General features: G+C 68.9%; 21 protein-coding genes and 4 pseudogenes. 13 read left to right on the top strand and 12 right to left on the bottom strand.

Features of this window, described 5'->3' with window-relative positions; all coding sequences use genetic code 11:
* Positions 1-49: 49 nt before the first annotated feature.
* The 3 genes from C2R22_RS07920 (at position 50) to C2R22_RS07910 (ending at position 2,381) form a co-directional block, all read left to right on the top strand.
* The gene (locus C2R22_RS07920) at positions 50-607 is read left to right on the top strand and encodes a thioredoxin family protein (RefSeq protein WP_103425276.1); all 558 of its coding nucleotides are present in this window, start codon (positions 50-52) and stop codon (positions 605-607) included.
* Positions 608-668: 61 nt separating this feature from the next.
* Entirely contained in the window at positions 669-1,163 is a 495-nt protein-coding gene (locus tag C2R22_RS07915; RefSeq protein ID WP_103425275.1) for a metal-dependent hydrolase, read from the top strand.
* Positions 1,164-1,802: 639 nt separating this feature from the next.
* Entirely contained in the window at positions 1,803-2,381 is a 579-nt protein-coding gene (locus C2R22_RS07910; protein WP_173862829.1) for a peroxidase-related enzyme, read from the top strand.
* 27 nt (positions 2,382-2,408) lie between these two features.
* Here C2R22_RS07910 and C2R22_RS07905 read toward each other — a convergent pair.
* Positions 2,409-3,912, bottom strand: a pseudogene (locus tag C2R22_RS07905) (cryptochrome/photolyase family protein).
* A 137-nt stretch (positions 3,913-4,049) separates the two neighbouring features.
* On the opposite strand from C2R22_RS07905, the gene C2R22_RS07900 reads away from it, so the two are divergent.
* Positions 4,050-4,652, top strand: a complete 603-nt coding sequence (locus C2R22_RS07900) for a response regulator transcription factor (protein WP_103425273.1) — start codon at positions 4,050-4,052, stop codon at positions 4,650-4,652.
* A gap of 48 nt (positions 4,653-4,700) precedes the next feature.
* Positions 4,701-5,054, top strand: coding sequence for a hypothetical protein (locus tag C2R22_RS07895; protein ID WP_103425272.1), 354 nt, complete (start codon positions 4,701-4,703; stop codon positions 5,052-5,054).
* Here C2R22_RS07895 and C2R22_RS27260 read toward each other — a convergent pair.
* From C2R22_RS27260 to C2R22_RS07885, 3 genes and pseudogenes are all read right to left on the bottom strand, one after another.
* Positions 5,051-5,569, bottom strand: coding sequence for an AMP-binding enzyme (locus C2R22_RS27260; RefSeq protein ID WP_343125784.1), 519 nt, complete (start codon positions 5,567-5,569; stop codon positions 5,051-5,053). The genes C2R22_RS07895 and C2R22_RS27260 overlap by 4 nt on opposite strands.
* Positions 5,546-6,672, bottom strand: a pseudogene (locus C2R22_RS07890) (AMP-binding protein); the annotation flags it as partial. The gene C2R22_RS27260 and the pseudogene C2R22_RS07890, both read right to left, overlap by 24 nt.
* A gap of 87 nt (positions 6,673-6,759) precedes the next feature.
* Positions 6,760-7,860, bottom strand: coding sequence for a bactofilin family protein (locus C2R22_RS07885; RefSeq protein WP_245902927.1), 1,101 nt, complete (start codon positions 7,858-7,860; stop codon positions 6,760-6,762).
* 199 nt (positions 7,861-8,059) lie between these two features.
* Here C2R22_RS07885 and C2R22_RS07880 point away from each other — a divergent pair, with 199 nt between their 5' ends.
* Positions 8,060-9,034, top strand: coding sequence for an aldo/keto reductase (locus C2R22_RS07880; RefSeq protein ID WP_103425270.1), 975 nt, complete (start codon positions 8,060-8,062; stop codon positions 9,032-9,034).
* 24 nt (positions 9,035-9,058) lie between these two features.
* Here the strand turns inward: C2R22_RS07880 and C2R22_RS07875 are convergent.
* The 4 genes and pseudogenes from C2R22_RS07875 to C2R22_RS07860 form a co-directional block, all read right to left on the bottom strand.
* Positions 9,059-9,774: pseudogene (locus C2R22_RS07875) on the bottom strand (class I SAM-dependent methyltransferase).
* Between the two features lie 72 nt (positions 9,775-9,846).
* Positions 9,847-11,039, bottom strand: a pseudogene (locus tag C2R22_RS07870) (MFS transporter).
* A 47-nt stretch (positions 11,040-11,086) separates the two neighbouring features.
* On the bottom strand, positions 11,087-12,145 hold the full coding sequence (locus tag C2R22_RS07865; protein ID WP_103427613.1) for an iron transporter: 1,059 nt from the start codon (positions 12,143-12,145) through the stop codon (positions 11,087-11,089).
* Positions 12,146-12,150: 5 nt separating this feature from the next.
* On the bottom strand, positions 12,151-12,828 hold the full coding sequence (locus C2R22_RS07860; RefSeq protein ID WP_103425269.1) for an SCO family protein: 678 nt from the start codon (positions 12,826-12,828) through the stop codon (positions 12,151-12,153).
* Between the two features lie 98 nt (positions 12,829-12,926).
* On the opposite strand from C2R22_RS07860, the gene C2R22_RS07855 reads away from it, so the two are divergent.
* Positions 12,927-14,198 (top strand): DUF7405 family protein, encoded by a 1,272-nt coding sequence (locus C2R22_RS07855; RefSeq protein WP_103425268.1) that lies wholly within the window; start codon positions 12,927-12,929, stop codon positions 14,196-14,198.
* Between the two features lie 106 nt (positions 14,199-14,304).
* A complete protein-coding gene (locus C2R22_RS07850; RefSeq protein WP_103425267.1) occupies positions 14,305-14,529 on the top strand; it encodes a hypothetical protein in 225 nt (74 codons plus the stop codon).
* Between the two features lie 11 nt (positions 14,530-14,540).
* Here C2R22_RS07850 and C2R22_RS07845 read toward each other — a convergent pair whose 3' ends face one another.
* From C2R22_RS07845 to C2R22_RS07835, 3 genes are all read right to left on the bottom strand, one after another.
* The gene (locus C2R22_RS07845) at positions 14,541-15,728 is read right to left on the bottom strand and encodes a mechanosensitive ion channel family protein (protein ID WP_245902926.1); all 1,188 of its coding nucleotides are present in this window, start codon (positions 15,726-15,728) and stop codon (positions 14,541-14,543) included.
* 250 nt (positions 15,729-15,978) lie between these two features.
* Complete coding sequence (locus tag C2R22_RS07840; RefSeq protein ID WP_103425266.1) at positions 15,979-16,431, bottom strand: RNA-binding protein; 453 nt, start codon at positions 16,429-16,431, stop codon at positions 15,979-15,981.
* A 2-nt stretch (positions 16,432-16,433) separates the two neighbouring features.
* Complete coding sequence (locus C2R22_RS07835; RefSeq protein WP_103425265.1) at positions 16,434-16,628, bottom strand: DUF1918 domain-containing protein; 195 nt, start codon at positions 16,626-16,628, stop codon at positions 16,434-16,436.
* A gap of 98 nt (positions 16,629-16,726) precedes the next feature.
* On the opposite strand from C2R22_RS07835, the gene C2R22_RS07830 reads away from it, so the two are divergent.
* The gene (locus tag C2R22_RS07830; RefSeq protein ID WP_103425264.1) at positions 16,727-17,212 is read left to right on the top strand and encodes a dihydrofolate reductase; all 486 of its coding nucleotides are present in this window, start codon (positions 16,727-16,729) and stop codon (positions 17,210-17,212) included.
* Between the two features lie 13 nt (positions 17,213-17,225).
* Here C2R22_RS07830 and C2R22_RS07825 read toward each other — a convergent pair whose 3' ends face one another.
* Entirely contained in the window at positions 17,226-17,564 is a 339-nt protein-coding gene (locus C2R22_RS07825; RefSeq protein ID WP_103425263.1) for a 2Fe-2S iron-sulfur cluster-binding protein, read from the bottom strand.
* A gap of 83 nt (positions 17,565-17,647) precedes the next feature.
* On the opposite strand from C2R22_RS07825, the gene C2R22_RS07820 reads away from it, so the two are divergent.
* From C2R22_RS07820 to C2R22_RS07805, 4 genes are all read left to right on the top strand, one after another.
* The gene (locus C2R22_RS07820) at positions 17,648-18,292 is read left to right on the top strand and encodes a DsbA family protein (RefSeq protein ID WP_103425262.1); all 645 of its coding nucleotides are present in this window, start codon (positions 17,648-17,650) and stop codon (positions 18,290-18,292) included.
* A gap of 112 nt (positions 18,293-18,404) precedes the next feature.
* Positions 18,405-18,917, top strand: a complete 513-nt coding sequence (locus tag C2R22_RS07815; RefSeq protein ID WP_103425261.1) for a TlpA family protein disulfide reductase — start codon at positions 18,405-18,407, stop codon at positions 18,915-18,917.
* On the top strand, positions 18,917-19,597 hold the full coding sequence (locus C2R22_RS07810) for a cytochrome c biogenesis CcdA family protein (protein WP_103425260.1): 681 nt from the start codon (positions 18,917-18,919) through the stop codon (positions 19,595-19,597). The genes C2R22_RS07815 and C2R22_RS07810 overlap by 1 nt, the downstream gene beginning before the upstream one ends.
* 238 nt (positions 19,598-19,835) lie before the next feature.
* Positions 19,836-21,158 carry an outer membrane protein assembly factor BamB family protein gene (locus C2R22_RS07805; protein ID WP_245902925.1) on the top strand — a complete coding sequence of 441 codons (1,323 nt, stop codon included), beginning with the start codon at positions 19,836-19,838 and terminating at the stop codon, positions 21,156-21,158.
* Positions 21,159-21,301 lie beyond the last annotated feature (143 nt).

Genomic DNA, 21,301 nt, shown 5'->3' with positions numbered 1-21,301 from the left:
TGGAGGCGAGACACACAACGTCTTTTTCCGTCGCGGTCCAAGCGGGTGTATGGTTCTGAAAGAGTCCGAGGACGACCTCACGCCCGGCGACAAAGCGCCCGACTTCTCGCTCGAAGGCACCGACGGCGAGACGTACTCGCTCGACTCGTTCGACGACTACGACGCGCTGCTCGTCGTCTTCACCTGCAACCACTGCCCGTACGCGCAGGCGAAGTTCGACGAACTGAACTATCTCACCCGGGAGTACGACGACCTCGCGGTCGTCGGCATCAACCCGAACGACGCCGAGGAGTACCCCGAAGACTCCTTCGAGAAGATGCGCGAGTACGTCGACGACGGCCGCGTGGGGTACACCGCGTACCTCCGCGACGAGTCTCAGGAGGTCGCCGCGGCGTACGGCGCGACGTGTACGCCCGACCCGTTCCTCTTTGCGAACGAGGACGACACGTTCGTCCTGAAGTACCACGGCCGCATCGACGACGCGATGAGCCCCGACGAGGAGGCCGAAGAGTACGTCATGCGCGAGGCCGTCGAGAGCGTCCTCGCCGGCGAGGACGTCGACGTCGAAGTCGTCCCCTCCCGCGGCTGCAGCATCAAGTGGTACTGAGTCGAGCGGGTCCCGGCCCGCGAGTCGTCAGTTTCTCCTTCGCCCGCTGCCTGCCTCCGCTGTGTATCGCAACGGCCACTACGGCGTCGCGTTGCTCGCGTTCGCACCGGTCGGCGTCGCCCTCGTAACGGCCGGTCTGGTCGAGTTCGCGTTCGTCGTGGGCGCGGGAGCGCTCTGGCTGGCGATGCTCCCCGACGTCGACCACCGGATTCCCGGAATCGCCCACCGGGGAATCACCCACACGATATGGTTCGCCCTGCTCGTCGGGGCGGCGCTTGGCGCAGTGGGCTTCGCGGTCGGTCAGGTCGGATTCGGCGCGCCGTACGGCCCCGAGACGCTGGCGCTGGTCGGCGCGGCGACCGGATTCCTGAGCGTCGGCGCGCACCTTATAGCCGATGCGCTGACGCCGATGGGGATCAGACCCCTCTGGCCGCTGTCGGGGCGGAAGTTCACCCTCTCTGTCGTCACCGCCGACAGCCGGGTCGGCAACTACGGCCTCCTCTCGCTCGGCGTGTTCGTGACCGCGGCGTGGGTCGGCGTGTTGTTCGTGGGCTAGCGGGGGGTAGTGTTGGTTCGCGCGAGTACTCCACCGGATGCATCAGTCTCGACTGGTACAGCTCATACGCGACGGAGCACGGGCGCGGTGTAAGCCTCATCCCTCCCCAGCCAGTGCGACCGGGACGGAGTCCGGCCGCCGGTCCCTCACACGCTCGTCGCTGGCGGACGGAGCCGCGAAAGCGCGCGCCTGAGGACCAGGGCGGTTAGCGCGTGGCGTCGCGCCGGTTCATCGGTGCGACCCGCGCGCGAGGGGCGACTGAGCGTATGAGCGAACGGAGTGAGTGAAGGAGCGAAGGAGTCGGCTGGGGAGGGGTGAGGCTGCGGTCCACCGCGCCCGTGTATCGCGCGGTCACTGTACCAATCGACCTCTCGACCACCACGAATCCACCGACTAACCTCTCGACCACCACGAATCCATCGACTCGCCGCGCGACCACCACAGATCCACCGCCCCACCTCGGGACCACCACAAATCCACCGCCCCACCGCGCGACCACAATCGAATCGTCCACCGCACATCGACACCCGGCCAACCGGAAGTCCAGACCATCGCCCCCGTCGCCGCTGCACCTTTCACCCCTCCCGCCGAACGCCGGCCATGACCGATTCCGACCCCGACTCCCACGACGACATCGAACTGGACGACGACGCGATGCGGCGCTTCCCGGTCCCGGACTTCGAGGACCTCCCCGACGACCTCCAGGAGCGAATCGCCGCGGAGACCGAGCGCGCGGGCTTCACGCCCAACGTCTTCTCGGCGTTCGGCTACAAGCCCTCGCACTTCCACGCCTTTTTCGCGTACCACGACGCGCTCGTCGACGACTCCGCGCTGGACAGAGCGGAGGTGGAGATGATCGTCGTCGCCGTCTCGGGCGTCAACCACTGTTACTACTGCAACGTCGCCCACGGTGCCCTGGCCCGAATCTACGCGAAGAACCCGCAGTTGGCCGACCAACTGGTCGCGAACTACCGGACCGCCGACGTCTCGGACCAGCGAATGGCGATGCTCGACGTCGCCGTGAAACTCACCGAATCACCCGCCGAAGTCGGCGAAGAAGACATCGCCCTCTTAGAGGAGGCGGGCTACTCCGAGGAGGCCATCTGGGATATCGCCGCCGTGACTGCCTTCTTCAACCTCTCGAATCGGATGGCGATGTTCGCCGACATGCGGCCGAACGACGAGTTCCACACGCTCGGGCGCGAGAAACGGGAGTAGAGACGCCGGGACGAGCCATCCACCCTCTTACAACTCGCCCACCCGCGCCATCTCCCGCACCGCCTCGGCCCGCTCCCGAATCGCCTCCCACTCCTCCTCGTTCTTCTTGTCGACGTGCGAGTACATCAGCCCCATCCGTCCCGTTCCTCGCAACGTCTCCTCGCTTTCCTTCAGGAAGTCCCAGTACAGCGCGTTGAACGGACAGGCACCCTCGCCAGTGGTCCGCGACACGGTGTAGGGACAGCCCGAACAGAAGTCGCTCATCCTGTTGATGTAGTTCCCCGAAGAGGCGTACGGCTTCGACGAGAGCGCGTCCGTCGCAAACGAGCCCATCCCGACGACGTTCGGCGTCGTCACCCAGTGGTACGCGTCGACGAAGCCGAGGTGGAACCACCGGTTGAGTTCGTGGGGGTCTACCCCATACACGAGCGCGAAGTTCGACAGCACCATCAGCCGCTCGATGTGGTGGGCGTAACCGCGCTCCCACACGTGCGACACCGCCTCCGACAGACACGTCATCCCTGTCTCGCCGTCCCAGTACAGCGGCGGCAACTCCCGCTCCTGACCCAACTGATTGGCCTCGCCCATGTCGGGCATCGACCGCCGGTAGACGTGACGCACGAACTCCCGCCAGCCGATGACCTGCCGGACGAACCCCTCGACGGCGTTCAGCGGTGCTTCACCCTGGTGATAGGCTTCGACGGCGGCGTCGACGGCCTCCCGCGGGTCGAGGAGGCCGAGGTTCAGCGAGGTGGACAGGAGCGAGTGTGCGAGCGCCCACTCGCCCTCGACGAGCGCGTCCTGGTAGTCGCCGAACTCGGGAGGCGCGTCGAGACGAAGTGCTCCAGCGCCGACAGCGCCTCCGCCCGGGTGACGGGCCACACCACCGCCTCCAGCGAGGGGTTCCCCCAGTGGTCGTCGTACCGTTCTGTCACCCACGCGTGAACCTCCCGCGTGAGCGAATCGGGCTCGAACGTCGGGGTCTCGGGGGGTGTCCACTCCGGAGGAGGGGTTTCCCGGTTCCGGTCGTCGTAGTTCCACTCCCCTCCCTCGGGAGCGTCACCGTCCATCAGGACGTCGAACTCCCGGCGGACGTACCGGTACCACCGCTCCTGTCTGAACCCGTTCTCACTTCTTTCGGCCCACTCGTCGAACAGGTCGGGGGAGGTGAGAAAGCGGTCGTTCTCGACGACGGAGAGGCTGCCGCCGCGCGCGTCGACCATCTCGGAGAAGCGCGCCGCCGCACCGTGGCTCGGCGGGTCCATCAGGACGAGCGAGTCGCCGGGAGCGGAGGCGAAGTACTCGTCCAGTCCGCCGCCGAACGTCTCCGCTTCGAGGTACGTCACCTCGTACCCCCGGTCGCGGAGTTCGTCGCGGCAGTGACGCATCGCCGAGAACAGGAGGGTGAGCTTCGCCGGGTGGTACGGGAGGCGGTCGGCGAAGCCGTGCGCCTCGATCATGAGCACGCGGTCCGCGGTTTCGAGCGGCATCGCGTCGGGGATAGCTGGTCGCCGAGGAGCCAGACGGTCATCGTCCGTCCCCGGCAGTCGGCACAGTCGGTCTCACGGCCGGAGTAGGGACCCTCCCGGGTAATCCGTTGTGGCCGCCCGTCCCGAATGGGGTCGTCACCATGATATACAAGGAGCGAGACGGTAGTATCGAAAACAGATGGCAGGCACCGACAGTGAGGGTCGCCCGGTCGTCCTGGTCGCCGACGACGAGGCCGAACTCGCCGAGTTGTACGCCCACTGGCTCGCGGACGACTACGACGTCCGCGTCGCCACCGGCGGCGAGGAGGCGCTCGAACAGGCGACCGAGGCCGTCGACGTCGCGCTGCTCGACCGACGGATGCCGATGATGACCGGCGACGAGGTCCTCGCAGCGCTTCGCGAGCGCGGGCTCAACTGTCGCGTGGCGATGATCACGGCGGTCGAACCCGACGTCGACATCGTCGACATGCCGTTCGACGACTACCTCGTCAAGCCCGTCACTCGCGAGGAACTCCACTCGGTCGTGACGGTGCTGCTCTCCCGCGCGGAGTTCGACAGCCGCACCCAGGAGTTCTTCGCGCTCGCCTCGAAGAAGGCCACCCTCGAGAGCGCGCAGAAGGACGACGCGAGCGAGGAGTACGAACGGCTCACCGAACGGATGGAGGAACTCCGCGGAGAACTCGACGAGACGCTGACGGAGTATTCGAGCGACGACTTCGCGGCGGCCTTCCGGGAACTGCCCAGCGAGGACACGCTCAAACCGCCGGAGTCCACCGAGTGAGCGTCGTCCGGTCCGAGAGTTTTTGCCCGTGACCGGTGTCTGTCGACCATGCGCCAGCCCTCCATCTGGCTGTTCTCGCTCGCGGTCGCCCTGCTCGCTACGTTCGTCCTCCAGTCCGACCCGGCGTCGTTCGGGCCGTTCGTCGACCTCGGCCGGTTCCTCGCACGAACCGCCGTCGTCGGCGTCGTCGCGCTCTTGGCGTGGCACGCCGTGACGGTCGGCCGCGACTGGCTGGGAGAGGTCGACCACGGACGACGCGCGACGGGCGTACTCGTCGCGTTGGGTGGCCTCGTCGTGGCCGGCGTTCTACTCGGGTTCTTCGGCTACGGCAACGTCCTCGCGGGTGTGGTCGTCGCCCTCGTCGGCGTCACGGGGGCGGCGTCCGTCGCCGCCGGGGATTAAGACCCGAACTGCTGCTTCTCGCTCTGTCGCAGCTCGATGCGGCGGATCTTCCCCGAGGAGGTCTTCGGGAGGTCGTCGACGAACTCGATGCGTCGGGGGTACTTGTACGGCGCCGTCTCCTCCTTCATGAACTCCTGGATCTCCCGCGCGAGTTCGTCGCTTCCCTCCCGTCCCTCCGCGAGCACGATGTACGCCTTGACGACGTGCCCGCGCTCGTCGTGCGGTGACGCCACCGCGGCGGCCTCCGTGACCGCGGGGTGTGAGACGAGCGCGTCCTCGACCTCGAACGGGCCGATGCGGTAGCCGGCGGAGATGATGATGTCGTCGGCGCGGCCCTCGAAGAAGAAGTAGCCGTCGTCGTCTCTCGACGCCAGGTCGCCGGTCCGGTAGTACTCGCCGGAGAACGTCTCCGCGTCGAGGTCGGGCTTCTCGTAGTAGCTGTCGAAGATACCGGGGCAGTCCACCGGGACCGCGACCTCGCCGATTTCGCCGTCTTCGACCGGTTCCTCCTCCATCGTGTCGATGATGGTCGTCCCCATGCCCGGCGTGGGCTTGCCCATCGACCCCTCCTTGACGTCGATGCCGGGATAGTTCGTCACCAGCGCGACCGTCTCGGTCTGTCCGTAGCCGTCGCGCGGGTCACGCCCGCACCCTCCTGGAACGCCTCGATGGGTTCGCGGTTGAGCGGTTCGCCCGCCGAGAGCGCGTCGGTGAGCGAGAGGTCCCACTCGCTCAGCGCTTCCTGTGCGAACAGGCGGTACTGGGTCGGGACGGCACACAGCTTCGTGACGCCCTCCTCGGCCATGATGTCGAGGAACGTCTCGGGGCCGAAGTCGCCGTCGTAGATGAGTTGCGTCGCGCCCGTCGTGAGGCCCACGCCCACCGGACTCCAGAACCACTTGGCCCAGCCCGTTCCGGTCGTGGCCCACATCAACTCGTCGGAGAGGTCCTCGTCGCCCGAGAGCCCCCACCAGTACGGTCCGTTGACCAGTTCGAAACAGCGCATCCAGCGGTGCTTGTGGAGGACCGGCTTCGGCTGGCCCGTCGTCCCCGAGGTGTAGTTGATAGACATCGGGTCCGACGCGCCCACGTCGGGCCCGTCGTGGTCGGTCGGCTGGTCCGCGGTGAGCGCCTCGAAGGAGTCCCACCCGTCGGGGTCGCCGTCGAGGGCGACGAGGTTCGAAAGCGGCGTCTCGTCGAGGACGGGGTCGACCATGTCGGTGAGCGACGCGTGGGCGACAATCGTCGACGCCTCGCAGTCCGAGGCCCGAAAGGAGATGTCCTTCGGCTTCAACATCGACGAGCACGGGACCAGGAGGGCTCCGCGTTTCAGCGCGCCGAGTTGGACCGCGAACGCGTCGGGGTGGCGTGGGAAGAGGTGCATCACCCGGTCGCCCTTCCCGACGCCGAGGGCGGCGAGGGCGTTCGCGAAGCGGTTCATCCCCGCTCGGAGGTCCGCGTACGTCCGCTCGACCCGAGCACCGTCCTCGCTCAGGAAGCGGACCGCCACCCGGTCGCCGAAGGCGTCGGCGTGCGATTCGATCACGCCGGGGAGGGTGTACCCCTCGGGGATGTCCCACTCGAACGACTCGCATGCGGCGTCGTAGTCCAGTGCCATGGCTCACACATCGAAAACGCGATGAATAATGATTTGGGTCGACGGTCGGCCCTGACTTCGGTTTTCGAACCGATACCGGTTCGACGCTCACGCCGCCGTCGACTCGTCCGCCGAGTCGTCGCGGGGCGCGCCGAAGACGAAGCCACCCTCCTCGCCGCTGCGAACGCCCCCCACCGCGAGGACGAACGCCCCGAGGCCCACGAGCAGCACGAGGAACTCGACGACGCCCCCGACGAACGGCACGAGGCCGACGAGCGTGACGGCGACGAGGCCGACACCGAGCGCGAGCCAGCGACCCTCCCTCTCGACGAGCGAGAGGAGCCACGTCCCGGTGACGAGGGTCCCGTAGACGAACGCGACCCACAGCAGGAGCGCGAACGCGACGATGCCGGCGAGCGACAGCGGGATGCCGACGATGGTCAGCGCGACGAGGACGAGCGCGACGGGCACGCCGACGAGGGCGAGCAGGCCGACGCCGCCGCTCCGGAGCGTCTTCTGAGCCCCGACGGACGTCACGACGCCCGTGAAGCGCGGGACGGCGAGCAGCAGCGCCGCCCCGAGCAGGAGGTTCGCCAGGAGGCCGTAGACGGCGCCGACGCCGCGCGGAATCGCCGGCGGCGCCACGGTGGGTTCGTCGGTGATGATCCCCTCTTCGGCGCGCACCGCGCCGGCGACGCTCGCCTCGGGTGACGCCGTGAACGTCTCGGCGTCGTACAGGAGGTTGCCGCCGACGGCGGCGGTCGGACCGACGGTGACCGTCTCGCCAGCGAGACGGGCGTCACCCGCGACCTGCCCGTCGAGTCTGACGGACCCGGCCGCGGCTTCGAGCGTGCCGCCGACACGCGCACCGTCACGGACGTACACCGACCCTCCGAACGCCTCCGCGTCGCCCCCGACAGTCCCCTCGACGAGAACCGACCCGCCGATGGCGGCCAGGTTCCCCTCGACGACGCCCGTCGGAGCGACGACGACCGACCCGCCGGTCGCCTCGACGTCGCCGGTCACAGTCCCGGCGACCACTATCGTTCCACCGACGGCGCTGAGGTCGCCGGTGACCGTCTCCCCGTCGGCGACTTCGACGAGGCCACCGACCCGTTCAATCCCGCTCGCCTGCGCCGCCGCGACGCCGGGGACGACCCCGACGACGACAATCAGCGCGAGGACGAGTGCGAGTACGTTCTTGTTCATTGAAACCACTGACGGAGACATCGCTCGCGTCGTCTAACCATAGGTGATATGACACGATAAACCGCGCTCGTGGGTCCCGTCGGCTGGGAATCGATCACTCGCACACACCGTCTCGGTCGGGAGCAGATCGACCCGGACTCCGCCGCGAAAACCCACCGACGCCCCGGCTACTTTTGTCCCCTCGCCGAGAGCAGGGAGCATGGAGTACACCACCCTCGGTGACACCGGCATGGAGGTCTCCCGCATCTGTCTCGGCTGCATGAGTTTCGGCACCTCGGAGTGGCGCGACTGGGTGCTCGACGAGGAGGAGGGGCTCGAACTCGTCGACCGCGCCCTGGAGTTGGGCATCAACTTCTTCGACACCGCCAACATGTACTCGAAAGGCGAGTCAGAGCGCGTACTGGGGAAGGCCCTCGAAGGCAGACGCGAGGAGAGCGTCGTCGCCACCAAGGTGTTCTTCCAGATGGACGAGTCGAACCCCAACTCCGGGGGGCTCTCCCGAAAGGCCATCGAACAGGAGGTCGACAACTCCCTCTCGCGACTCGGGATGGACACCGTCGACCTCCTCCAGACGCATCGTTTCGACGACGACACGCCGCTGGAAACCACGCTCGGTGCGCTCGACGACGTGGTCCGCCGGGGACAGGCGCGGTACCTGGGAGCGTCGTCGATGTGGGCCCACCAGTTCGCCGAGGCGCTCCACCTCTCGGACTCGCTCGGACTCGAACGCTTTCTGACGATGCAGAACCACTACAACCTCCTCTACCGCGAGGAGGAACGCGAGATGCTCCCGCTGTGTGCGAAGGAGAACGTCGGAGTCATCCCGTGGTCGCCGCTCGCGCGCGGATATCTCGCCCGTCCCCACGAGGAGTTCGACGCGACGGTGCGGGGCGAGAGCGACGACTACGCCCGCGAGCACCCCTACTTCGAGGGCGGGGGCAGAGAGGTGAACGAGCGGGTGCAGGAGTTGGCGGACGAGAAGGACGTGAAGATGGCACAGATCGCCCTGTCGTGGCTCCTCCACAAGGAGTGGGTCGACGCGCCAATCGTCGGCACGACGAGCGTCGAACACCTCGAAGACGCGGTCGAGGCGGTCGACATTTCGCTCTCGGATTCGGACGTCGAGTGGCTCGAAGCGCCCTACGAACCGGTGAGAGTGTCGGGCCACGAGTGAGACGGCCTCACCTCGCCTGACCGCTCACTCCTTTCTCAGCGCCGCACGGTAGTACGACGTGCTCTCGTCGCCCCGTCGCACCTCCTCGACGACCCACCCGGTCCCGACCGTCGCCTCGCGGAGTCGGTCGGGCCGAACAGCCTGAAGTGGAGCGTCGCGCTCATCTCGCCCTCGTACGCGAAGTGGAAGACGCGGTGGGCGAGTCCGCTGGTCGGGTCCGGACGGTAGCCGAGCAGGTCGTCGCTCGCCTCGTGGGCCGGGTCGTAGCCGTCGACGACGGCCGTCGCGTCGGCGTCGGTCACGAACGCGAGGTCGCCGAGCCACCGCCGGAGCCCCTGCATCGACCCCGCCAACCCGACCTGAGTCCCGACGGCGAGCGCCGATCCGAACCGGTCGCGGTCGAACGTCTCGCGGAGCGCGAACATGTCGACCACGCGGGCGTCTCGGACGCCGCGGTCGGCCATCACCTCGACCAGCGCGTCGCTCACGTCGACGGCGACCGTTTCCATCTCCTCCTGATAGACGAGCGCGTGCCGCCCGGCGCCCGCGCCGACGTCGAGGAGCGGCCCACGGACCCACGACGACAGCCAGCGACCGGCCTGAGTCTTCGAATCGAACGGCTCGAAGTAGAACGACTCGATGGGGTGCTCGCGAGTCGCGTCGCCGTCGCGCACGAGGAGCGGGGCCGTCCGTCGGTCGTGGTAGTGGTCGGCGACGGCGCGACCGAAGAGGTCGGTCATCGGGTCGTTCGACCCGCGGCGTGGACAAAAGCGTTCGCCAGCCGTCCAGAGACGCGAGTCACGGGGCGGCCGCTAGTCGTCCACCGCCCCCCGCTCGCGCTCGAACGGTTTCAGCGCCCGGACGGCCCGGAGCGCGACGATGGCGATACCGACCTCCATCCCGCCGACGATGAGAAAGGCAGGGAGGAAGCCGAGCGACTCGGCGGAGAGGCCGCCGACGAGAAAGCCCGTGAGGAAGCCCAAGGAGCCGGCGACGTTGAAGCCGCCGAGAGCGACGCCGCGTTCGTCGTCCGGGACGACGTCCGTCGCCAGCGCCATCGTCGCGGGAGCGACGAGCGCGCCGAAGACGCCGACGACGACCATCAGCCCCGCGGCCGAGACGAGCGACGGCGCGAGGCCGACGCCGACGATGGCGACGCCGTAGGCGACGGAGCCGACGACGACGGGATAGAAACGACCGATCCGGTCGGAGACGACGCCGAGCGGGTACTGCAGGAGGGCGAAGGGGAGGAAGAAGAGCGCGAGCACCACGCCGGCGCCGGCGGCGTCGAGGCCGAACCGGGTCCGGAAGTAGAAGACGCCGACGAGCGCGAAGAAGCCGGCGGTGAGGCGGTCGACGAAGCCGAACGCGTAGGGGACGGCGAGCGCCGGTCGGGCGCGGAGGCCGCGAACGATGGCGCCGACGCCGAGTTTCCGCCCTCTGGGCGCGCGGTCGGTCACCGTCAGGGAGAGGAGGGCGACGACGAGGAGCAGTCCCGCGGCGGCGACGACGGGGGCGAGGGGTCCACGGTGGAAAGCCGCCCGCCGACGACGGCGCCGAGCGCGGCACCGAGGCCGATGGCGAGACCCGCCGCGCCCATGTTCCGGCCGTTTCCGCCCCCCAGGTCGGCGAGCGTCGTCACGGCCAGCGAGAACGCCCCGATGGTGAACGCGCCGCCGACGACGCGGACGACGAGCGCGCCCCCGAAGCCGACACCGAGCGCGGGGAGAGAGGCGAGGAGGAGATACGAGGCGGCCCCGCCGACCGCCCCGACGACGACCCATCGAATCCGGTGGCCGGTCGCGTCCGAGAGCGCGCCCCAGACCGAGGCGCATGCGACGAACGCCGCCACCTCGGCGACGAGGAAGGCGGTGGCCGCGTCGAGACCCGTTCCCCCGAGGACGGGTACGAGGTCCGCCAGTCCCGGGTAGAGGAGCACCTGCGAGACGAGGACGCTCCAGACCACGAGGGCGAGGACGACCCGGTCGCGGCGTTCGGAACCCATTGGGGGAGGAAAGTCGGCGGACGGACGAAAGGGTTGTCGTCCGTCCGTTAGGCCGAGAGTGTCACCGTGCCGGTTTCGAGGAAGGCCGTCTCGTACCCCTCGTGTCGGGCGACCTGGGGTGGAATCTCGACGGTGAGTTCGACCGCGTCGACGCCGCCGGAGACGGAGACGGGCGCGCCGTAGTGGAAGCCGAGGTCGGGGTCGAGCGCGGGGTCGAGGCCCCCCGAGAACGCCGCGCGGCCGTCGCCGGGGACGCGAGCCGAGAGCGCCATTCCCGGGACGACGAGGTCGTTGTACGGCGTCGCGGCGGTGACTACGAGGTACGGGTCGTCGCCGAACCGCTCCGCGTCGACGACGTGACCGCGGAGGACGAGGTCGCCGACGGTCGCCTCGCCGAGCGCGGTTCCCGGGACCGAGTCGGGGACCCGTCCGACCGGCATCATCTCCATCGACATCGGGGCGACGGCGTCGCGCTGGCCCCGACGGGACTCCTCGAACACGGTGTACTCGATCTCGTTGCGGGCACCCTCGCGGTAGTCGAAGGAGACGGTCGCGGTCGCCGGTTGGGTGAAGCGATTCGCGAGCGATCCGAACCGCTCCACGCTGGGCGCGCCGACGCTGACGGTGACGTCGTAGACGTCGTTTCCGTCCAGGGGAAAGTTCGCGCCGTAGTGAAAGCCCATCTGCTGGGAGAGCATGGGGTAGACGACCTCCTGGCTCACGAGGCCAGCGTCGGTGCGGATTTCCATCGACAGCCCCGTGTTCGGGAGGACGACGCCGGTCTCGGGGTCCCACACGCTCGCCATCAGGTGGACCGCGTCGTCGTCGGCGATGTCGACCCGCTGGGTCGTGAACTCCTGCCCGTTCTGTTCGACGGTCCAGAACCGGTGCGGATAGCTGTAGGTGACGGCCACCCGCGCGTCGCCCGCCATGCCCATCCCGACCATCTCCATCCCCTCGATGTGTGACGGTACGTAGACGCCGTCGGGCGGGTTCTCGACCAGCGGCGGTTCGGAACTGTACGTCGTGGTCGAAAAGCCCGCACAGCCCGCGAGGCCGGCGACGCCCGCGGCACCGACGGCGCCGAGGAAGCGGCGGCGGTTCATCCCGCTCATGCGTTCCGCACCTTCCGGAGGTCCGCGATGACCTGCCCTTCGTCCGTCTGCTGACCGCGGTACGCGCGCTCGACGTAGCCGTCGGCGTTTACGAGGATGATCAGGCTGAGGTGGACGAACATGTACGGTCCGTCTTCGACCTCCTCTTTCTGGAAGGTGACGCCGAACTGGTCGGTGATTACCTCCTTCGCTCTCTCTTCGGTTTCGGGGCGGAGGAACTGCCAGTTCTCCACTGAAGAATCGACGTTGAACTGTTCGAGTTCGGCACGGAGCGCCTCGGCGTCGTCCCGCGCGGGGTCGAACGTCATCGGGTAGAAGGCCACCTCGTCGGCGTACCCCTCCTGAACCGAGTGGACCTGCACTTCCCGGAGCGTCGAGAGCAACACCGGGCAGGCCGTCATGCAGTTCGTGAAGACGAACGTCGTCAGGAAGGGGCGGTCGACGCCGCGGAACGAGACGTCCTGCCCCGAGAGCGGGGCGGGGAGGGTCACGTCGGGGACGCGCTGGCCCCAGGCGGGGTACGGGAGGTCCTCGCTCGACACGTCGGCGGTTCGGTCGGGCGCGCCGAGCGCGACGTTCGGGTTCGAGTCGCCGAACCCGACGGCTCCCAGACAGCCAGCCGTCGCAACCGCGCCGAGCGCGGTGCCGCTCGCGAGAAACGAACGTCTGTTCATCGGCCGTGGTTACGAGCCACCGAGTAAAGACGCTTGTCTCCTCCTCGGGGCGTGAAAATCGGCGACAACGGTTTATCCTGCCCTTCCCAACTGTCCGCGTGTTCGACCGCGACCTGTCCCGGCGGGACGCGCTGAAACTCGCGGTGGCGACGGGCGGGGCGACGGCGCTCTCGGCCTGCCTCAGCGAGGCCGAAGAGCCCGTGCCCCGCGGGAGCCCGTCCGCGGAATTGCCCGAGGGACAGCACCGCTGGAACGACTTCCTGAACACCGACGATGCCGGCAACCACGAACTCCCGCCACACCACGTGTTCCTCTCGCTCGCGCTCGACGGCGACGGCCCCCCGACCGAGGACGACCGCGCGGCCGTCGAGTCGGCGATGGGGACGCTCGACCGCGCCTACCAGTGGAGCCACGCCGGCCTCCTCTCCTCGCTCGCGTACACCCCCGCGTACTTCGGACGGTTCGACGCCGACCTGGCGTATCCGTTGCCCGACCCGCGCCGACTCTCCTCGTTCGAGACGCCGGAGTTCGACACACAGGACGCCCTCCTGCACCTGGCGTCGGACCGCCCGGACGCCCTGCTCGAAGCCGAGCAGGCGCTCCTCGGCGAACGAGAGGAGATGAACGGTCTCGAGGTCGAGACGTCGCTTTCGGCGGTGTTCTCGGTCACCCTGCGACGGACGGGGTTCATCGGTGCGGGGATGCCCGCCGAACGGCAGGGCGAGGTGAAGGGCATCCCGAGCGGGGGTCCCGTTCCGGAGGAGTCACCGCTGTTCATGGGGTTCAAGGCCGGATTCCGGGGAAACCAGGCGACCGAATCGGCGGTGAACATCCAGGAGGGACCGTTCGCCGGCGGGACGACCAAACATCTCGCGACCATCCGCCAGCGACTCGACGACTGGTACGGCGAGCAGGACTTCGAAGAACGGGTGATGGAGATGTTCTCGCCGCTGCACGCCGAGCGGGGACTCGTCGAGGGCGTCGGGAACGACCTCGGCGACTTCAGCGGCGTCGACGAAGAGGTGGTCGAGACCATCCGCGAGCAGGCGCGGAACTTCGGCCGCGTGGGCCACGCCCAGAAGGCCGCACGGGCCAACCGGGACGCCGACGGAGAGCCGCTGCTCCTCAGACGCCACGTCGAGTCGACCGACGACGGCGAGGCGAGCCTGCACTTCCCCTCCCTCCAACGAAACATCGAGTCGTTCGAGGCGGTCCGCGAGGCGATGAACGGCGCCGACCTCACCGACATCCCCACGATTCGCCAGCGCGTCAACAACGGAATTCTGGAGTACATCTTCGTGACCCGGCGGGGGAACTACCTCGTCCCGCCGCGGTCGCTGCGGGCGTTGCCGACGCCGACGGGGACGTAGAGGACGTGCGGTAACCGGGGGGACACACCCGCCTCGAAACGTGACCCGGTCGTCCCGAGCGGAGTCCAAACGAACTAAGTCCGCGAAGCGGACAGTCACGAGCGAGATGGACGAAGCACTCGAAGCCGCCGAACTCGTCGCCGAATCGGAACTCGAGGGCGTCGTCGTCTGGCTCCTCCGCGTCGTCGGCCTCCTCGCTATCGCCGCGGGTCTCGGGCTCTGGCTGTTCACCGAGACGGGACTGCTGGTGCTCCCCGCACTCTTGATCGTCGTAGGGGTGGTGCTCGTGGCCGCGCCCAGCGTCCTCCTCGCGCTCGCCGAACTCGCCTGACCGTTCTCCGGTTACCGGTGGTGCTCGTGACCGCCGTCGGTTTCGCTCGGTACGCCGTCGGTCTCGTTCGGCACGCCTTCGACGGCCTCACCGCTCTCCTCGCGACCGAGCGGTGACGACGGCCCTGCCGGGGTGTCCGCCTCCCCGGGAACGTTGGTTACCGTGAGGTCCCGCTTCGGGTACGGGATTTCGATACCCCGGGCGGCGAGTGCCGTGTAGATGGTCCGGTTGAGTTCGTGCGTCGCGCGGGCGCGGCGGGTCGGACTCGCGACCCAGCAGAGGAGTTCGTACTCCAGCGCCGAGTCGCCGAACCGCCGGAAGCGCATCCGCGGCTTCGGCGAGTCGAGGACGAGCGACTCCTCTTCGGCGATTCCGACGACGAGTTCTTCGAACTCGTCGAGGTCGGTGCCGTAGGCGACGCCGATGGGGACGCGGATACGTCGACGGCGCTGTGGGGCGGACTCGTTGACGATTTTCGCGGCGTTCAGCGCCGAGTTGGGGACCGTCACGAGCACCTCGTCGCGCGTCATGAGCGTGGTCGAGCGGATGCCCACCTCGACGACGGTGCCGGCCTCCCCCGAGTCGAGGACGATGTAGTCGCCGAGCTTGTACGTGTCGTCGAAATAGAGGGCGATGCCCCCGAAGAAGTTGGCGACGGTGTCCTTCGCGGCGAACCCGACGGCGATGCCGGCGACGCCGGCCGCGCCGAGCAGGGGCGTGATGTCGATGTTGTACAGCCGCAGGAGGGCGGCGACGGTGCCGACGGCGACGACGAGCGTCCAGACGTTCGAGAAGACGGGCGCGAAGTCGAACCGGCTTCCCCGCTCTTTCACCTCCTCGACCGCCTCCGTGACGAGGTTGTTGAGCGCCCACGCCCACGTGACGATGATGACGACGAGCGACGGTCGCCCGAAGAAGGTGTCCAACTGCTCGGCGGTGATGAGCGTACTCTCGACGACGGCGGGGGTTCGCGTCAGCACGTAGATGCCAACGAGACCCACGGAGACGACGACCGGCCACCGGATGTTCCGGACGACGATGTTGTCGAACTGGGTGTCCGTCCGCCGCACGAGGCGGGAGGCCCCGCGGATGACGACCATCTCGGCGATGAGCGCCCCGCCGAGCGAGAGTGCGAGGACGACGAGCGTCGCTTGCCACGCCGACAGTCCGTCGAGGAGTCCGATCACCGCGTCTATCACGAAACCTATCATGAACGCGGACGAACTAACCGTTTTCGCCTCGTCCGTCCCTCTACCTTCCGTGAACCGGCGTGTCATCTCGTCCGGACGCAGCGGCGGAGGCGGCGAAGATTGATATCCCGGAACGTGGCCACCCCGCCTCGTGACCTGATTCGGTTCGCGGGGCGCTCCGCGGTAGCGTGACACACCGCCTCGTGGCTCTCGTTAGTGTCACCTGTTCGCCAGAACCCACCCCACCGACGCGCCGGCTTCAGTCGCGGCCGTGCTCGGTTTCGTCGCGGACAGCGTCGAGCGCGTCGCGGGCGTTCTCCAGCGCCGCCTCACGCTTGGCGGGGTACGCCTCGACCTTCGCACGGAAGGTGATGCCGCTTCCGAGGCTGACCTCGCCGCGGAACGCCGCCTGCTTGTCGAAGCGGAGGAACAGTTCGCAGTTGTCGGTGATCCGATCGTCGAGTTCGTCGAAGATGCGGTCGTAGTCGGGGGCGGCCGCGACCTGTGCGAGGACGTGCCGGACGTCGTCGGCCCGTTCGACGCGCGCCGAGCGGACGACGATACGGTCGCCGTGATGCCCACGGCTCTCTGCCCGCTCCACCTCGAACTCCTCGGGGAGGAACGTCCGAAGCGCCGCCTCGACCCGCGCCTCGTCCTCCGTCTCGTAGGAGAACGCCCGCAGGTCGACGTAGTGGAACGGGACGCGAGCCACGGTTACTCTTCGTCTTCGTCGTCGGCCGCTTCGAGCTGGTCCTCGGGGACGCCCGTCTCCTGGCCGTCGTCGAAGCTCACCGTGTACGTCGCGTCGCCGAACATCGTCTCCATGACCTGCGTCACCGTCCCGACCTCGCCGTCGAACTCGCTGTGTTTGTCGTGCAGGACGACGGTGTCGTCTTTCTCGAAGCTCATACTCCACCCTCTGCGTGGCCCGGATAAAAACTCGGTGATACGGATACAGGGCGAGTCGAGAGCGAAGGGCTTTGGCCCGACCAGCGGCTATCTCCGGTATGGAACTCGTCTCCGTCGCCGCGCTCACCGACGACCACGTCATCGGCAAGGATGGCGAACTGCCGTGGCCGAGCATCCCCGCCGACAAAGAGCAGTACCGCGCACGCATCTCCGGGTCTCCGGTCATCCTCGGTCGGCGGACGTTCGAGTCGATGCTCGACGACCTCCCCGGCGCGACACAGGTCGTCCTCAGCCGCTCGGCCCGGTCGTTCGACGTCGACAGCGCCGTCCACGCGGCCGACGTCGACGAGGCCATCGACATCGCCGCCGCCGAAGGTGCGGACGCCGCGTACGTCATCGGCGGGGCCGGCATCTACGACCTGTTCCAGCCGCATCTGGACCGGATGTTCCTGAGCCGCGTCCACGGGGAGTACGAGGGAGACAGCTACTATCCGCAGTTCGACGAATCCGAGTGGACGCTCGTCTCCGAGACCGAGTACGAGCGGTTCACGCTCGAAGAGTGGCGTCGGGCGGACGGCGACTGAGCACGCCGCACTCTCACGGCTGACCGTCGCGCCCCTCGGCACCGTGCTGGCCCCAGAACCCCTCGCGTTTCTCGACCGTGACGTCACCGTGGACCCGCGTTTGACAGGCGAGTCGGAGGCCCGAGTCGGGGTCGTGCGGCGGGACGCGCAGTCGCAGTCGCTCCCGGCGCGTCCGGTCGGAAACCGGGCCCGACACCTCGACCGCACACGTGCCACAGGAGCCGAGGCCGCGGCAGTTTACGACTCCCGACGCGCCGTTGTGCGGCGATTCGTCGCCAGCGAGGAGGACGTCTCGGAGAACGGCGCCGTGGGCACACTCGAACGCACGGCCGCGGAAACGGACGGTCGGCATGTCTCCCGGGAGGGTCGGTGCGTACAAATCGGTGTTGGCCCCCTACCACGCCGCCTAAGTATCCCTGCTGCTTCATGTCGGGTATGCACACGACCCGACGTGCCCTCCTGGCCGGCACCGGCGCGACACTCGTCGCGACGGCCGGCTGTCTCGGCTCCGTCACCGGTTCCGGCGGCGGCGACTCGAACTGCGACCTCTCCGCACGCTCGCCCGTCGAATCGCTCCCGGCGCCCTCGCTCGGTCCCGACGACGCCGGCGTGACGGTCATGTCGTTCGAGGACTTCTCCTGTCCGCACTGTCAGACGTACCACTTAGAGGAGTTCCCCTCGATTGAGAGCGAACTCGTCGGGGGCGACGTCCGCTACGAGCACCACGACCTCCCGATTCCGGTGAGCCAGCAGTGGTCGTGGGCGGCCGCGAGCGCCGCCCGCGCCGTACAGGATTCGACCGACGACGAGACGTTCTTCGCGTACGCGAAGTCGCTCTTCGAGAACCAGGGGTCGTACTCGATGTCGCTCGTCGAGTCGCTGGCGAACGACGTGGGCGCGGACGGCTGTGACGTCCGCGCGGCCGCGGAGAACGGCCGGTATCGGCCGGTCCTCGAAGCCGACCGCCAGCGCGGCCTCGATATGGGGGTACAGGGCACCCCGACGGTGTTCGTGAACGGCCAGGAGGTGACCGCGACGTTCGACGCGGTGCGGGCGGCCGTCGAGCGCGCCCAGTCCTGATCCGGATTCGCCCCCTCGGTGCGCAGACGGAACACACAACACCGCACGGACGTTATCACGAGAGTAAGGAGCTACGAACGATGGGTTTCACCGCTGACGGGGGGACGAGTCGATGAAGCGCCGACAGGCTATCGCCGCGGTCGGCGGCCTCGCGCTGACTGGCGGCGCGGGTTACGTCGCGTTCAACGGCCTCGGCGAGAGGGGTGATGCGGTCACCGTCGACACCGTCGACGCCCGCGGGTCGACCGCCGGCCGGCAGCGCGTTCCGGTCCCCGACCGACCGACGCTCGTCGATCTCTTCGCGACGTGGTGTGTCCCGTGTGAAGCGCAGATGCGGAGCCTCGTCCCCGCCTACGAGTCGTTCGGCGACCGCGTCGCGTTCGTCTCGGTGACGAACGAGCGCATCGGCGGGGGGCTCACGATGGACGACATCCGCCGGTGGTGGGCCGACCACGACGGCCGCTGGACGGTCGGACACGACCCCGAAAGTCGACTCATGAGCGAACTCGGGGCGGGCGGCCTCCCCTATCTCGCCCTCGCCGACCGCTCGGGTAAAATCGTCTGGACCCACAGAGGCGTCGCCAGCGAGTCGCAACTCCGCGAGGAACTCGCGGCCGTCGTCTGATGCCGTTGCTCCAGGCGACCCCGGCCTCGGCGTTCTCCGGAACCGTCGTCTTCGCGCTCAGCGCGGGGCTAGCGACGTTCTTTGCGCCGTGTGCGTACCCACTCTTACCGGGGTACGTCGGCTACTACCTGAGCCGGGAAGAGGCCGATATCGGCGGCGCGGTCGTCCGCGGTACCGCCGCGACGGTCGGTGCGCTCGCCGTTCTCGGCCTCGTCGGTGGCGCGCTCGTGGCGTTCGGCACGCGCGTCGTCTCGAACCTCGCGTTCCTCGAACCGGTGGTCGGCGTCGCCCTCATCGTCTTCGGACTCGCGCTCCTGAGCGGCCGGGCACCCAGCGTCCACCTGCTGCTCCCCGAGCGCCGCGCGTCGGCGTCCGGGTTCGTCCTCTTCGGCGGCGTGTACGCCGTCGCCGCGGCCGGCTGTGTGCTCCCCGTCGTCTTCGGCGTCGCCGCTCAGGCGCTCACGCTCCCGACGGAGCAGGCGGTCGCCGTCGTCGGCGTCTACGCCGTCTCGGTCGCGCTCCCGCTCCTCGGCGTGACGCTCCTCTCGGCCGTCGGAAGCGACGCGCTCGGGAGCGTCTCACGACACACCGACACCGTCCAGCGCGTCGCCGCGCTCGTCATGGTCGTCGCCGGCGTCGCACAGGTCGGCGTGTCGCTGTCGTACCTCGGCTGGATCTGAGCCCGAATCGACCCCGTTTTACCGCCTCTTCCCCACTCACCGCTATGGACTGGGGTCGAGCGTCGACGACAGCGAGGCGACTCGCCGGTGTGCTGCTGGTCGTCGTCATCGCACTGAGCGCCGTCGCGCACCCCGCAGTCGCACACGGCGGCGTCTCACAGGGCACCTCGCCGCTCGTCGACGTTCCCCCTGGGTCGGCGTCGCGGTCGGCCTCGCGCTCGTGGGAGTCGGCGTCCTCGTGGCCGGTCGTGTCTTCGGGGCGTCGGAGACGACCCGCACGGTCGGGGCGGTGGCGGTCGCCCTCCTCGCCGGGAGCCTCCTCGTCGCCGTCGTCGGCGCGACCGGACTCGGCGTCCCCGACGGGTCGGCGACGGAGACGCCGCTGTGGGTGAGCGACACGGGTCGAGAGATCGGCGGAAACCACCACGCTCCGGCGGTCGCCGGCGGCCGGGTGTACGCCCCGCTGAGCGGCCCGGGAACGACCGAGGGCTGTGAACTGGTCGCGCTCCACAGTACGGACGGCGGGGTGGTGTGGCGCGCGCCCGTCGACGAGTGTACCATCCACGCTGTCGCCGACCCCACCGTGGCCGACGCGAACGACGACGGGGAGCAGGAGGTGCTCGTCGCCACCACCGAGGATGACCTCCGCGTCTACAGCCGCGACGGGGACTTGCTCCGACGAAGCGCGCTCGACGACTACGGCTACACCCGTCCCGTGGTCGCCGACCTCGGCGGGAGCGACGCGCCCGAGACGGTCGTCGTCGACGTCCGCGGGACCGTGACGGCGTTCGGCGCGAGCGGCGAGCGACAGTGGCAGCACGCGCTCGACGACTACGTCTGGGCACGCCCGGTCGTCGCCGACGTCGACGGCGACGGGGGGCGCGAGGTGTTCGTCGCCCAGCGCGACGGGACGCTCACCCTCCTCTCGCCCGGGACGGGAAGCGACGGTGCGACAGACGACGCGGCATCGCCCGTCTCCGTCGCGTGGACGACCGGCGTCGGCGACGACCCCGGTATCTCGTGGGCCGCGGCGGGACAGGCGGACGACGACCCGGCGCTGGAACTCTGGGTCGCGACGGTCGACGGCGGCGTCTACGCGGTCGACGGCGCCAGTGGTGAGATAGCGTGGTCCCGCGACGTCGGGTCGCTCGCTGCCGTCGGCGGGTTCGGCGACGGCGACGGGGACGGCGACAGCGAGGTGTACGTCACCGACAACAGCGGGACCGTCCGCGCGCTCGACGCCGCGACCGGCGAGGAGGAGTGGTCGACGCGCGTCACGGACGGGGCGGTGCAGATGATGCCGCCGCCGTCGCTCGGCGACACCGACGGCGACGGGTCGGCCGACCTCGTCGTCCCCGCCCACGACGGCAGCGTCTCGAAACTCGATCCGTCGGACGGCAGCGTGGTGGCGCGGTACGAGCGCTCGGTGAGCACCGAGGCGAGCGACTCCGGCTTCGACCGCCTCTTCGGACGGGCGACCCTCGGCGACGTGGACGGCGACGGCGACGACGACGCCGTCGTCGTCTACGCCGACGGGACCGTCGTCGCACTGGACTTCTGAGTGCCAGTCGTCGCGTGGTGTGCATTGGTGTGGCCGAACCGACTGGTACGGGCCGACCGCGGCGTGTGAGTCTGCGACGGGCGGGGACGCGCGCCAGCGACGAGACGGAAGACCTGTTAGCCGCGCCCGCACACCACGGGTAT

The organism is Salinigranum rubrum (genome assembly GCF_002906575.1).
GTDB classification, from domain to species: domain Archaea; phylum Halobacteriota; class Halobacteria; order Halobacteriales; family Haloferacaceae; genus Salinigranum; species Salinigranum rubrum.
This window is presented reverse-complemented; position numbering and strand designations above follow the sequence as displayed.

What these genes read in the sequence shown, in the direction of transcription:
- C2R22_RS07920 (WP_103425276.1), top strand. Translation starts at nt 50, where the DNA reads ATGGTTCTGAAAGAGTCCGAGGACGACCTCACGCCCGGCGACAAAGCG.
- C2R22_RS07885 (WP_245902927.1), bottom strand. Translation starts at nt 7,860, where the DNA reads ATGAACAAGAACGTACTCGCACTCGTCCTCGCGCTGATTGTCGTCGTC.
- C2R22_RS27260 (WP_343125784.1), bottom strand. Translation starts at nt 5,569, where the DNA reads ATGGAGGAGGAACCGGTCGAAGACGGCGAAATCGGCGAGGTCGCGGTC.
- C2R22_RS07815 (WP_103425261.1), top strand. Translation starts at nt 18,405, where the DNA reads ATGAAGCGCCGACAGGCTATCGCCGCGGTCGGCGGCCTCGCGCTGACT.
- C2R22_RS07835 (WP_103425265.1), bottom strand. Translation starts at nt 16,628, where the DNA reads ATGAGCTTCGAGAAAGACGACACCGTCGTCCTGCACGACAAACACAGC.
- C2R22_RS07860 (WP_103425269.1), bottom strand. Translation starts at nt 12,828, where the DNA reads ATGAACAGACGTTCGTTTCTCGCGAGCGGCACCGCGCTCGGCGCGGTT.
- C2R22_RS07880 (WP_103425270.1), top strand. Translation starts at nt 8,060, where the DNA reads ATGGAGTACACCACCCTCGGTGACACCGGCATGGAGGTCTCCCGCATC.
- C2R22_RS07900 (WP_103425273.1), top strand. Translation starts at nt 4,050, where the DNA reads ATGGCAGGCACCGACAGTGAGGGTCGCCCGGTCGTCCTGGTCGCCGAC.
- C2R22_RS07810 (WP_103425260.1), top strand. Translation starts at nt 18,917, where the DNA reads ATGCCGTTGCTCCAGGCGACCCCGGCCTCGGCGTTCTCCGGAACCGTC.
- C2R22_RS07825 (WP_103425263.1), bottom strand. Translation starts at nt 17,564, where the DNA reads ATGCCGACCGTCCGTTTCCGCGGCCGTGCGTTCGAGTGTGCCCACGGC.
- C2R22_RS07895 (WP_103425272.1), top strand. Translation starts at nt 4,701, where the DNA reads ATGCGCCAGCCCTCCATCTGGCTGTTCTCGCTCGCGGTCGCCCTGCTC.
- C2R22_RS07820 (WP_103425262.1), top strand. Translation starts at nt 17,648, where the DNA reads ATGCACACGACCCGACGTGCCCTCCTGGCCGGCACCGGCGCGACACTC.
- C2R22_RS07865 (WP_103427613.1), bottom strand. Translation starts at nt 12,145, where the DNA reads ATGAACCGCCGCCGCTTCCTCGGCGCCGTCGGTGCCGCGGGCGTCGCC.
- C2R22_RS07850 (WP_103425267.1), top strand. Translation starts at nt 14,305, where the DNA reads ATGGACGAAGCACTCGAAGCCGCCGAACTCGTCGCCGAATCGGAACTC.
- C2R22_RS07830 (WP_103425264.1), top strand. Translation starts at nt 16,727, where the DNA reads ATGGAACTCGTCTCCGTCGCCGCGCTCACCGACGACCACGTCATCGGC.